Annotated in this window: 7 protein-coding genes; all 7 read left to right on the top strand. The window is 58.8% G+C overall.

All coding sequences use genetic code 11. The features are described from left to right. The first annotated feature begins 111 nt into the window (after positions 1-111). A complete protein-coding gene (locus KF814_09185; protein ID MBX3236313.1) occupies positions 112-2,109 on the top strand; it encodes a TonB-dependent receptor in 1,998 nt (665 codons plus the stop codon). A gap of 25 nt (positions 2,110-2,134) precedes the next feature. Further along, on the top strand, positions 2,135-4,156 hold the full coding sequence (locus tag KF814_09180) for a TonB-dependent receptor (GenBank protein MBX3236312.1): 2,022 nt from the start codon (positions 2,135-2,137) through the stop codon (positions 4,154-4,156). 32 nt (positions 4,157-4,188) lie between these two features. After that, entirely contained in the window at positions 4,189-6,147 is a 1,959-nt protein-coding gene (locus KF814_09175) for a PAS domain S-box protein (protein MBX3236311.1), read from the top strand. Positions 6,148-6,206: 59 nt separating this feature from the next. Then, positions 6,207-7,175, top strand: coding sequence for an ABC transporter substrate-binding protein (locus KF814_09170; GenBank protein ID MBX3236310.1), 969 nt, complete (start codon positions 6,207-6,209; stop codon positions 7,173-7,175). Next, a complete protein-coding gene (locus KF814_09165; protein ID MBX3236309.1) occupies positions 7,162-9,492 on the top strand; it encodes a GAF domain-containing protein in 2,331 nt (776 codons plus the stop codon). The genes KF814_09170 and KF814_09165 overlap by 14 nt, the downstream gene beginning before the upstream one ends. A 219-nt stretch (positions 9,493-9,711) precedes the next feature. Continuing rightward, entirely contained in the window at positions 9,712-12,462 is a 2,751-nt protein-coding gene (locus KF814_09160) for a PAS domain S-box protein (protein ID MBX3236308.1), read from the top strand. Further along, positions 12,459-12,896, top strand: coding sequence for a response regulator (locus tag KF814_09155; GenBank protein MBX3236307.1), 438 nt, complete (start codon positions 12,459-12,461; stop codon positions 12,894-12,896). Before KF814_09160 ends, KF814_09155 begins: the two co-directional genes overlap by 4 nt. Positions 12,897-12,898: the final 2 nt, after the last annotated feature.

Raw genomic sequence — 12,898 nt, 5'->3', positions numbered from 1 at the left:
TAAGATCGGCAGCTGATCTGTGTACTTCTGCCCCAAACTACATCCATTGCGCCGCATATCAAGGAAAACTGAATGGCCGCATCCCACAACGTCCGATCCAATGTGCCTCGCATGCGAGTGAGTTCCTTCCCGCCGCTCATCCTTGGGCTGTTCCTAGTCGTTTGCCGGTTGCACCAAGCCCATGCCGAGATCGCCCCCGAGGTCGACACTGCCCTCGGGCATGATCGAGTGGTCAGCGAAGAACTCAAACTGCTCAAGGAAGAGGAAACAGTCAGCATCGCCACTCGGTACGAGCAACCGATTTCGCAGGCCCCCTCCAACGTCTACGTCATTACGGATGAGGATATCCGTCACTCTGGTGCCACCGATATCCCGAGCGTGCTCAGGCGCGTCCCGGGGCTCGATATCATGCAAGTGACCGGAGCGGACTTCAACGTGAGCGCGCGAGGCGATAACCAGCTGTTTGCCAATAAGATGCTGGTGATGGTGGATGGCCGCTCGATATACATCGACGGCCAAGGGCTCGTCTTCTGGAAGGCGCTGCCTGTCACGCTTCCCGAAATCAAACGCATTGAGATCTTGAAGGGTCCGGCCTCGGTGATTTACGGTTTCAACGCCTTTGACGGCGTCATCAACATCATCACCAAGTCTTCCCAGGAACTCAAGGGCACCACCCTTCAGTTTGGCGGGGGCGAGTACGGAACCATCTCCAGCGCAGCCGTCCATGCCGGGACCGCCGGTCGTCTCGATTACCGGCTTTCGCTCGGCCGAGACCAGAATCAGCAATTTCGCAATCGTGATGCGCTCGCCTTCCGGTCGCAAAAATTCAACGTCCAGACGCAATATGCCTTCTCCGGCGATTCCGTGTTGCGGGTGGCCGGAGGGTTCATTGATACAAACCGTTTTGACGGCCCGGTGTCCAATGTCTTGGTTCCGATGAGCCAGGTCAACCAGGGCTATGCCGATGTGCACTATCAGTTTCACGGGCTCACGGTGCGCGGCTGGTGGCAGGGCAACGACCTGCCAGTCGACTCGGTCACCCACCCGCTGCTCGCGCCGTTTCTGCGTCAGACGAACGCCGCCGGAACGAATAACCTGTCGTTCGTCACGAACACCTACAATCTCGAACTCCAGCACGGCATTGACCTCGGTACCACGAATCGGTTGAGTTACGGCATCAATTATCGCTACAACTCGGTCGACGGAAGCGCCGTCTCCCAGCTCGGACGCGAAGATCGTTTGGGTTTTCACCTGCAGGATGAGTGGAAATTGCTCCCGGCCCTGACGGCGGTCGCCGGAGTGCGCTATGACATGCACACCCGCATCGCGGGGACGTGGAGCCCGCGCATCGCCCTGGTTTATAGCATGACCCCCGATCATACATTCCGACTGAGTGGATCCGTGGCCTACCGTCCCCCGACCCTGTTCGAAGCAAATCTGGATCTCCGTTTTGTCCCGACGATCCCGCCGCTCTTCTCCCCTTTTCCGCTGGTGGGTTCCCAGAAGCTTGGACCGGAGCAGATCATCTCCTATGAAGCCGGATACCAGGGCTGGTGGCTCAAGCATCGCCTCCGAACGAGGGTCGACCTATTCTTCAATCATCTGTCGGAGTTGATCAACTTCCAAACCGTCGGAAACACCCGCACGCTGGTGAACGGCAACGACGCCGATATTTATGGCACGGAGGCGGGAGTAGAATTTCTCGCCACCCAGGCCTTGAGCGGATTTGCCAACGTGTCCTACCAGAAAGTCGGACAGACCTTTACGGGTGTCTCCCGCCGCGGCGCCCCGGACTGGAAAGCCAATGTCGGGGTCCGCGGTGAATGGGATTCCGGATTCAACGGGGAAGCGGCCGTCCATTACGTCTCCGGCGCCACTTACCCGCTGATTGAATTCTTTGCTTCCCTGGCGCCCGTACTTCCCGCACCGGTAAGCACCACAGTCGATAGCTATACCTTGTTGAACCTTCGAGGCGGCTACCGGTTTTGGCACGACAAGGCGGAAGTGGCGATCGCGGTCTACAATGCCCTCAACGACCAGCATAAGGAGCACCCACTTGGCGATACGCTGGGTAGTCGGGTCATGGGCTGGCTTACCCTCAAACTATGAGTGCCGAATGGTGACGCTGAGCCGAATGCTTTGCAAACTTCTTATCTGTGCCTTCCTCGTGGCCGTTGGTTTCCCCGGTCCGACCTTGGCGCTTGAGCCTTCCGTTGAGGTCGCCCGTCACCCGCCGGAAGGAAACGCGAGCGCCGACCTGGAACTCTTGAAGGAGGAGGAAACGGTCAGCGTCGCCTCCCGCTACGAGCAACCCATCTCTCAGGCACCGTCCAACGTCTACGTCATTACCGATGAAGACATCCGACATTCCGGAGCCACAGACATCCCGACCATCCTGCGCCGCGTCCCAGGCCTTGAGGTCATGCAAATGAACGGAGCGGATTTCAACGTAAGCGTCCGCGGTAACAACCAGACGGGAGCCAACAAGATCCTTGTCATGGTAGACGGGCGCTCGATCTATAACGACGTACAAGGCACCGTCAATTGGAAGCTGTTACCGGTCACCCTGCCGGAGATCAAACGGATCGAGGTCTTGAAGGGTCCTGCCTCCGCGGTGTGGGGATTCAATGCCTTCGACGGCGTGATCAACATCATCACCAAGTCGCCGGAGGAAATGCGCGGCACCACGCTACAGGTTGGTGGCGGAAATTTCGGCACTCTCACCACATCAGCCGTCCAGGCCGGCACCATCGACAAGTTTGGCTACCGTTTGTCCATCGGTCACAACCAGAATGCCGACTGGACCAACCGGAACGCACTCGGATTCCGCGATAGTCTCGTCAACGTGCTCACCACCTACGCACTGTCTGGCAATGCCAAACTCAGCCTCGCCGGTGGCGTGGTCGATTCGAACGCGTTCAACTCGATTCTCAACCAGGACGTGACCAACCCCTCTCGTCCGACCCAGGCGTATGGGAGTGCGACCTATGAACGGCCGAACTTTTTCATCCGCGCCTTCTGGAATCTATACGACAGCAACTCCCTGGTCCGCTTCAATCCGGCGCTGGCCCCATTCTTGTCTTATCAGCCTCGCGACGGCGCCCAGGAGGGGTTTCACATCGGCAACACCTACAATCTCGACATACAGCATGCGTTCGAACTATCGCCGAGCAACCGGCTCACATATGGCGCGAATTATCGCTACAACACCCTGTCCAGTAACTCGACCTCGGAATACAGCACGGAACATCGATTCGGCCTGTTCCTGCAGGATGAGTGGAACCTCGCGCGCTCACTGACCATGATCGCCGGAGTCCGTTACGACCTGGACAGCTTCATCCATCCAACGGTCAGTCCCCGCATCGCACTTGTCTACAATATTTCCCCGGAACATACCCTGCGGATTTCCGCATCGGTCGCCTATCGCCCGCCTACACTGCTCGAAAGGCGGTCTGACGTACTCGTGCTCAGCAACGCGCCGTTGCCCCCAACGACAACCTCGATCCTGGGCGGCCCCAATCTATCTCCGGAACAGATTATTTCGTACGAGGCGGGGTATCAGGGTTGGTACCTGAAACACCGATTGCGTCTCCGTACCGATGTCTTTCTTAACCACGTCTCTGATCTCATCAGTGTGACCAATCAATCAGACACCCTGGCAATCTATACGAACGACCATGGATCAGCCGATATCTATGGAGCGGAAGCCGGCATCGAATGGCTCGCCACCAGCTGGCTGAGCGGCTTTGCCAACTATTCCTACCAGGACATTCGACAGGATTCGTCCGGACGCACCAGACGCGGTGGCCCACACAACAAGTTCAATCTGGGCATGAGGGGAGAGTGGGACAACGGCGTCAGCGCTGAAGCCGTGTACCATTACTACGGCTCCGCCATGTATCCGCCGGGGCCGTCGTTCAGCACACTGTCTCAAGCCGGTCTCGCCACCCTCCCCGATCCGTTCGTCGGATCCTACAATCGATTGAACATGCGGGCGGCGTACCGCTTCTGGACCCAAAAGGCTGCGGCTGGGTACCAGCGCGAGGCTGAAGTTGCGGCAACTGTCTTCAACGCCCTCGACGACAAGGCCAAGGAATATCCATTGGGGCAGGAGATCGGACGACGGATCATGGGCTGGCTCACGTTGAGATTTTGACGGCACCATCTGAACGAATGCGGGAGGGCGCGATGACAACCACAACCGCAGAACATTCCGTCCTGGTCGTCGATGACGACCCGGACATCGTGCTGGGACTCGAAGATTTTCTGCAGCATGACGGCTACCAAGTCAGCGTGGCCGCCACCTGCGCCGAGGCGATCGCCAGCGCCCGCGCCCATCATTTCAATGCGGTCTTGTTGGATCTCGGCCTGCCCGACGGGGACGGCTGGTCAGTGCTCCGAAGTTTGCAGGACTTCGATCCTTCAGTCCCGGTCATCATTCTGACCGCCTACACGAGCGCCGACCGCACGGTGGGATCCTTGACTCAAGGGGCCTTCGCCTGCTTGACCAAGCCCTACAACCGCGACGAACTCCGGGCAGTCCTTCAACGCGCCGTCGGCGTCCAAGCCCTCGCCGCAAAGGCCGAATACGCCGAGCATGCACTGACCGAAAGCGAAGAACGCTTCCGCTCCCTGGTCGATTCTGCGACCGATGCGATCATCGTCGCCAACCAGCAAGGCCGCGTCGTCTCTTGGAATCAAGCTGCCACCAGGCTGTTCGGTTACGCCTTTGAGGAAATCCTGGGCCATCCCTTGACCATGCTGATGCCTGAACGATTCCGCGAGGCCCATCTACAGGGCATGGCGCGATTTCAGGCCACTGGTCGAGCCCACTTGATCGGCAAGCCAGTTGAGCTCTATGGCCTCCATAAAAACGGCACTGAAATTCCGCTGGAGCTCTCCCTCGCCACCTGGAACACCAAACGGGGTACCTTCTTTAGCGGCATCTTGCGAGACACCTCGGAGCGCAAACGGGCCGAAGCCGCCCTCCGAGCCAGCGAGCAACGGCTCGAGCACGTGATCCGTGGTTCCAACGACGGGTTTTGGGACGCACGGATCTTGGAAGGACGCCCCTGGCATTATCACTCGACCCCCGTGTGGTACTCCGCTCGATTCAAAGAATTATTGGGCTATACCGATGAAGAATTCCCCGATGAACTCGGCAGCTGGGCCTCCAGACTTCATCCCGACGACGCCGGGCGAGTGTTCGCCGCGCTGACCGACCATATCGAGGGGCGCCGTCCGTCCTATGATGTCGAATACCGACTCCTGACCAAATGCGAGGGCTACCGCTGGTTCCATGCCCGCGCACAGTTGGTCGAACAAGACGATCGAGGCAATCCGGTCCGCATGGCCGGGTCGCTGCAATGCATCAACGATCGGAAGCGGGCAGAAGAAGCGCTGCAACGCAGCGAAGCACTGCTGCGCTCCATCGTCAACAACTCGACCGCCGTAATCTATGCCAAAGAGGCCGACGGCACCTATCTGCTGGTGAACCGACGTTTCGAACAACTATTCGGCGTCATGGCTTCCACGATCCGCGGTAAGACAGACCACGACATCTTCCCCAAGAGCATTGCCGACGCCTTTCGCGTCAACGACGAGATTGTCCTCACCAGCGGCCGCGCGCTGGAATCCGAAGAATGCGCGCCGCATTCCGACGGGCTCCATACCTATCTCTCAATCAAGGTGCCGATCACGGACCAGACCGGCCGCCCTTATGCCATGTGCGGCATCTCCACCGACATCACCGAACGGAAACGCAGCGAGGATCAACTCCGTGCCAGTGAAGAACGGCTGCGAATGGCGCTCTCCGCATCCCATGTCGGCATCTGGGACTGGGACGTCGAATCGGGACGGCTGTATTGGTCCGCCGGCGTAGAGGCCCTGTTCGGGTTAGCTTCGGGATCATTTCCAGGAAACTACAGCGCCTACCTCGATTTGATTTATTGGGAAGACCGCAGCTCGGTGCTCGCCTCCGTCGCGCAAAGCCTCCAGGAACACGCTTCCGTTCGGGTCAGTCACCGCGTCGTGTGGCCGGACGGTTCGCTGCATTGGCTGGTTTGGTCCGGGCGGATTTGCAGAAACGCATCCGGAGTGCCGACCCGCGTGCTGGGGACGGTACACGATACGAGCGGCCCCCGGTGATCACATGCAGCGGCAGTCGACGCTTCCAGTGACATGTCGGAAGGGAATTTGAGTTCACGGTGACCAACTCAGCGACTTCATACTCGCCTGTTCGGGATCAGGGACGCCCATTCCTACAGCATGCAGCCGCATGGGTGGTGTTGTGCTGGTGCTGGTTAACCCTTTCGACAACGGCCTTTGCCGCCGAGGTCGTCATTCTCAAATCGTCCGACATTGCGGCCTATGATCAGGCGATCGCCGGCTTCAAGTCCTCTCTTGGAGGCTCCGTCACCCTCTCCGAATATGATCTGGAGGGCGATTTGGAGAAAGGACGGAAACTAGCGCGCAAGATCCGCGCTTCAGATCCGGCACTGGTCCTCGCCATCGGGCTGAAGGCCGCAAAGGCGGCGCAACTGGAAATCGTCGACATTCCGGTCGTGTATGCCATGGTGCTCGACCCGGCCAAGTATGGCCTGACCACGCGCAACATGACCGGGGTGCTGCTTGAGGTACCGCTGGAACGGCAACTGGCCCTTATCCGTTCAGTCCTGCCCAACGTCAAACGGATCGGTACGTTGTACGATCCGTCCAAGACGGCCGGAACCATCGACGAGGTCAGACGCCTGGTGAAACCCAACGGGACGGACCTGCTGTCCAGCCAAATCGGCAGCGAACGCGAGGTACCCTCGGCGCTTCGCAACTTACTCCCCTCCGTGGGGGCCCTCTGGCTGATGCCTGATTCCACGGTATTATCGGAAGAATCGCTACGATTCATTCTCAACACCTCGCTGGAAGAGCATGTTCCGGTCATCGGGTTTTCCAAGGAGTTTGCACGGAGCGGGGCACTGCTCTGTCTGTCCGTCAATTACACGGAGATCGGTCGGCAGGCCGGGCAAATCACCCAGCGACTCTTGGACGGCCACCTGGCGCTCCCGCTCAAGCCGGCTCCACCCGACCGCCTGGAACTGAGCATCAATCTGAAAACGGCCAAGTATCTCGGAATCGATATTCCCAAGGAGATCGAGAGCAAAGCAGATGAGCTCTACTGACCGCACCACCCCATCCCGGATCCAGGATTCACCCGCGCTGGGAACCGCCCGGACCCTGGTCCACGGACGATTCATCAGTCTCCGGACCAAATTCGTGGTCTTCTTCAGTCTCATCATCATCGTTGCCTGCTCGACACTCAGCTGGTACTTCGTCGAAAGCAAGGAGACGGCGATGCATAAGCGCCTGCGGGATCTGGGCACGGTCCTGGTTAAGAATCTCGCGCACAATGTCCGCTACGGGATCATCATCGAAGAACGTGTCATCCTCGACCAATTCATCGATGGGGTCATGGGCGTGGATGAAGTGGTGTACGTGATGATCACCGGGGCGAAAGGGCAGGTCTTGGCCGCCAAGAGCAAGGGCAAACTTGAGAGTCTGTCGAGCCCCGTCCGGTCCCCCGAGCGGCCATACTTCCCTCGACCGGATATCGCGGAAGGGATGATCAAGGCCCCACCCGCAGAACCGCTGCTGACGCGCCTTCGATTAAGCGGCTCAGGCTCCGTTCCGGTCCCTGAACACGAAGGGCTGTGGTCCCTCTTTTCCACGGCAGCCCGAGACGAAACCTTTTACGATGTGGCCGTTCCAGTGGTGCGGCGCAGCGAGTCTCGACTCGAGTCTCTGGCATTGCAGGACGAAACCACTTCGAAAGCCGTTGCCCCGCGCAGTCTCCCTCAAGCCTATGGCGTCGTACAGATCGGCTTGACGGAGGTCCCGCTCCAACGTGAGCTCTCCTCGGCAATTTGGAACTTCATCCTGCTCACGCTTGCCATTATTACGACGGGAATCATCCTCACGATCCTCCTCGCTCGCCGCATCATCACACCCTTGCGTAACCTCGCTGCAGGGGCACGAAAAGTCGGGGAGGGCGACCTGTCGACCTTTGTGCTCCCGACCACCCAAGACGAGGTCGGTCAACTTACGAGCCTGTTCAATCTAATGACCAAATCACTCCAGGAACGGGACCATGCCATTTCCAGCAACCTGGAAACCATCCGCCGTCACGTCACCCAGCTCACCACACTGAATCAATCCAGCGCCGCCATCACCTCCACCTTGGACTTGGACCGGCTCCTCTCCAGCGTACTCCAACTCTTGATCGACAATCTTGGATTCACGCGGATGGTGCTGATCCTCTGGGATCGGGAACACGGCCTTGCCACAGTCGGGCAAATCGCCGGCGTTCCCCCGGCCGTTGAGCAAGCCGCTCGCCGGTTGGAAATCCCCGTGCGGGACGACGGTGGGATTCTCGCGGAGATGCTGATCCACGGCAAGCCCGTTCTCGTATCGGACGTCAACCAGGTGGCCCAGCGCATTTCGGCGGTCGCCCTTCCGCTAGTTCGACAAGTCGGAATGCGTTCCTTCGTCGGCGTTCCCCTGCGCAGTCAGCAACGAATCCTTGGCTACCTGGGCGCAGACCGAGGGGAACAGGTCTGCAGCCAGGAGGATCTGGACCTCCTGATGACCATCGGGAGCCACGTTGCCGTCGCTATCGACAACGCCAGCGCGTACACCGAATTGGAAGGACTGACCCAGAACCTCGAGCAACGCGTTCTGGGGAGGACCCAGGAGTTGCAATCGGCCAATGAGCGCCTCCAGGAACATGATCGCCGGCGCTCCAAATTCGTGTCGGTCGCTTCGCATGAACTGCGCACGCCGATGACCTCCATCAAAGGGTTCGTCGAGAACATGTTGGACGGGCTGACCGGCAACCTCTCCGATCGCCAGGTGCACTACCTCCACAGAATCCGCCACAATGTCGATCGATTGACCCGCATCATCAACCAACTGCTGGACTGGTCCCGTCTCGATGTGGGCCGCATCGAGATCAAACCCGAACCCCTGCGCTTGGGAGAATTTGCAAAAGACGTCGTGGAAAGCTTTCAAACCATGGCGGATGAGAAGTCGATTCAGCTGGAGGTCATGCCCTGCGACCATTCGGTCGTCGTCCAGGCCGATCGCGATAAGCTGGAACAAATCCTCTGGAACCTCGTCGGCAATGCCATCAAGTTCACCGCCAAGGGTGGACGTGTAACCGTGCACTGCCAAGCTCGCGATAGCCGTTTTGCGCAACTCACCATTGCTGATACCGGATGCGGCATTGCCGCGCATGAGCTGCCCAAAATATTCAATGAATTCTCCAAAGTCGAATCCTCTCTTCCCACCTCACAAGGTGCGCAGCTGGGCCTATTCATCACGAAAAGCCTGGTCCGCTTACACGGCGGCCAGATTTGGGTGGAGAGCACCGTAGGCACCGGTACTGCCTTTACATTCACGCTTCCGCTCGTCTCCGTAGAGTCATCCCCCAAGGGTTTGTAGCCGGCCTCTAACCCGCCCGGCTGTATCTCATCCGATAATGCACGCATTGTTTTGAGCACCACTTGGCCGCTATGACCGATGGTCTCAACGAGCGCATTGAAGAAAGTCCAGCATTTGAACCTCCCCGCAGATGCTTGCTGACACGTACGTGTCGGCACGAGATTTGCGCGCATCCGTTGAGGGGGCACACCGTGCCGTCTCAGTGCAAGGAAGGTCCCCATGCATGCCGCACCCATCCTCGTCATCGACGACGACCCGGATATCAGAGAGTCCCTAGGGGACATGCTCTCGCACGAGGGCTATGACGTCCAGACCGCCCAATCCGGTTCCACTGCGCTGGAACTAGCCAAGGCCGAACACTACGCCGCGGTCTTGCTCGACATTCAATTGCCGGATATCGACGGCCTCTCCGTCCTCAAGGTTCTGATGGAATTGGACCCCGATCTCCCCATCATTATCGTGACCGGCAACGCCACGACGGAAAATACGGTTGGTTCCCTGAGCAAGGGGGCATTCGCCTACCTGACCAAACCCTACAATTCGCAAGAGCTGAAGGCGGTGGTCCGTCGAGCTGTATCGATGAAGGGGTTGGTCGACCGCGCAGAACAGGTCGAGCACGCGCTCTACGCGAGTGAAGCTCGTTTCCGCGCCCTCGTCGAATCCGCGACCGATGCCATCATCCTGGCGGATCAGAGCGGACACATGATCTGGTGGAATGGAGCCGCCGAACGCATGTTTGGGTACGCCAAACATGATGCCCTCGGGCACAGTCTCGGTCTCATCATGCCCGAGCGCTACCGCATACCACATGAGTCTGGGCTGAAACGCATTACCGAAGGTGAACCGGGGAAACTATTGGGACGGACGGCCGAACTTGTCGGCAGGAACAAAGACGGACGCGAGTTTCCCATCGAACTGTCGCTGGCCTCCTGGCGTACCGCAGAGGGAACCTTTTTCAGCGGGATGATTCGGGATATCAGCCAGCGGAAGCAAGCCGAAGAAGCCATCCTTCGGCTGAGCCATCGGAATGCCCTCATCCTGGACAGCGCCGCAGAAGGTATCTTCGGTATGGACCAGGCCGGTAAGATCACCTTTATCAACCTAACCGGTGCCAGACTGCTGGGTGCTTCGGCAGAGGAATTAATCGGCTGCCAGGTGTGGCCCTTTGTCCGGAGTGCCGGACCTCCGAACGAATCCGGCGAACTACCCGCCCTCCCTCTCTACTCCGCCCTCCGTGATGGGACCGTCCATCGCATTCAGAATGATGAATTTCTCAGGCTCGATGGACAGACACTTCCGGTTGAATACGTCACCAGCCCTATTCGAGAACAGGGTCGCGTAGTGGGAGCGGTGGTCGTATTCCAAGATATCTCCGAACGCAAACGTGCGGAAGAACGGCAGCATGCGCAGTTGGCCGTGAGTCACATCCTGGCCCAGTCGGATCACCTGGAGGCTGCGCTCCCGGCCTTGCTTCCCGTCATCGCTGAACTCGGCGCGTGGGACCTCGTCCTATTCTGGCAGCGAGCCTCCTCCCAGTCTCCGCTGTCCTGCATCGCGACTTGGACCCGCCCCACTCATGACTTGGCCGATTTTGTTTCGCTATGCCGTCGCACTACGTTTCCATCAGGACTCGATCTGCCTGGAAGTGCGATCCGCGGCGGCCTCCCCTTGTGGATATCGGATGTACTGTCTGCTCCCCAGTTTACGCGCACACCTACCGCCTCTCGTCTCGGGCTCCACACGGCCTGCGCGATTCCCATCGTGACGGTAGAGGGGCCCGATGCAGTCCTCGAGCTGTTCGCCGAAGACGCTCGGAAAGCCGATGGTGCTGTCCTTCAGACCCTGATCGACACAGGCATGAAACTGGGACAGTTCCTGAATCGCGCCAAAGCCGGGCAGGCGGTTCGCGCGTCCCATGAAATGATTCAGGGTCTGCTGACGAACCTGCCCATTGCCATGCTCCTGTGTGACCGGCATCAACGCATCCAGTATGCAAACGCACTGGCCCACGAGTACTTTTCTTCCTCATGCGGCACCCTTTCGGGTCGTATGATCAAGGACGCACTCGATTTCAGACAGGAAACTCGACAGCAGTTGACGGAGGTGTGGAGCAGCCTGTGCGCAGAGGACAAGGCCACGTCGCCAGAACAGGAATGCAAACTTGGAACGCGCGTCTTTCGATACCGCCTGTTCGCGGTGCCTGCCTCGCCCGACGTCGATCCGCAAGTGGGCATTCTGCTCTGGGACATCACCGAACACCAACAGCTCCAAGAGCAGCTTGCCCAGGCAGAGAAACTCTCCAGTTTAGGAACGCTGGTCTCAGGAATGGCTCATGAAATCAACAATCCTGCGCAAGCCATTTTGAGCATGGCGGAACTCATTCAGGACGAAAACGATCCCGCTGCGATCCGGGAGTTTGCCACCGATATCGTCCAGTATGCCCGCCACGTCTCGACGGTAGTGCGAGATTTTGCCAGTTACGCTCGGTCTTCGTCCCGCGACGCCGATACGGAAGTTGATCTTGCGGAGCGTTTGCTGGAAGCCGTGAAAATGGTTCGTCGCGCTCCCTATTTCGGATATATCGACGTCGTCACAGAGTTCAAGAACCCGGCCTTGCTCCTTGCGCGCAAAGGGGAAATCGACCAAGTGTTCGTCAACCTCATCGGCAATGCCGCGCAGGCGATGAACGGAGCCGGGCGCCTGACTCTGTCCACGTGTCTGGTGGATTCGCGGATTGAAGTCAGCATTGCGGATACCGGATCGGGAATACCCACACAGATTCTTCCAAGAATCTTCGACCCCTTTTTCACCACGAAGGAACCGGGCAAGGGCACCGGCCTCGGCTTGAGCATCGTCCACAAGATCGTCACCAAATACGAAGGCCGTATCACCGTGGAATCGGAAGAGGGGCGAGGCACCACGTTCCGTCTGCAATTTCCCTCACTGCCGGAGACCGGAGGAGCATCATGAGTTGTGAAATCCATGTGCCCCGGGGGCAACGGGAAGGGCGAATTCTCCTCGCAGATGACGAGGATGCCATTCGCAAATCAGTCAGGCTGGCCCTTCTCCAAGCGGGCTATGAAGTCGTCGAAGCTTCGGACGGTCGGCAGGCGGCGTCAGCCCTCAGGGAAGGCGACAACCCCTTGATGGTCGATGCGATTGTCTGCGACATCCGCATGCCTCACATCGACGGCGTCGATGCGATTGTCTTCTTTCGCTCGGAGTTTCCATCGATTCCCATCGTGGTCCTGACGGGCTATCCGGATTTCGAGCTGGCTATCTCGTTGATGAAACTGGGGGTGCGGGATTATCTGGTCAAACCAGTGCTGAAGCGGGACTTGTTGCGGGTGCTGAAGAATGCCGTCGAAGACCACGTCCTGTTCAAGGATCAGTTCGTGGCGTGAGA

The organism is Nitrospiraceae bacterium (assembly GCA_019637075.1).
Taxonomy (GTDB): Bacteria; Nitrospirota; Nitrospiria; order Nitrospirales; family Nitrospiraceae; genus JAHBWI01.
The sequence above is the reverse complement of the archived record's forward strand: the minus strand, read 5'-3'. Positions and strand labels throughout refer to the sequence as shown.

Coding starts and splice junctions, on each gene's coding strand:
- KF814_09185 (MBX3236313.1), top strand. CDS start 112: ATGCGAGTGAGTTCCTTCCCGCCGCTCATCCTTGGGCTGTTCCTAGTC.
- KF814_09180 (MBX3236312.1), top strand. CDS start 2,135: ATGCTTTGCAAACTTCTTATCTGTGCCTTCCTCGTGGCCGTTGGTTTC.
- KF814_09175 (MBX3236311.1), top strand. CDS start 4,189: ATGACAACCACAACCGCAGAACATTCCGTCCTGGTCGTCGATGACGAC.
- KF814_09165 (MBX3236309.1), top strand. CDS start 7,162: ATGAGCTCTACTGACCGCACCACCCCATCCCGGATCCAGGATTCACCC.
- KF814_09160 (MBX3236308.1), top strand. CDS start 9,712: ATGCATGCCGCACCCATCCTCGTCATCGACGACGACCCGGATATCAGA.
- KF814_09155 (MBX3236307.1), top strand. CDS start 12,459: ATGAGTTGTGAAATCCATGTGCCCCGGGGGCAACGGGAAGGGCGAATT.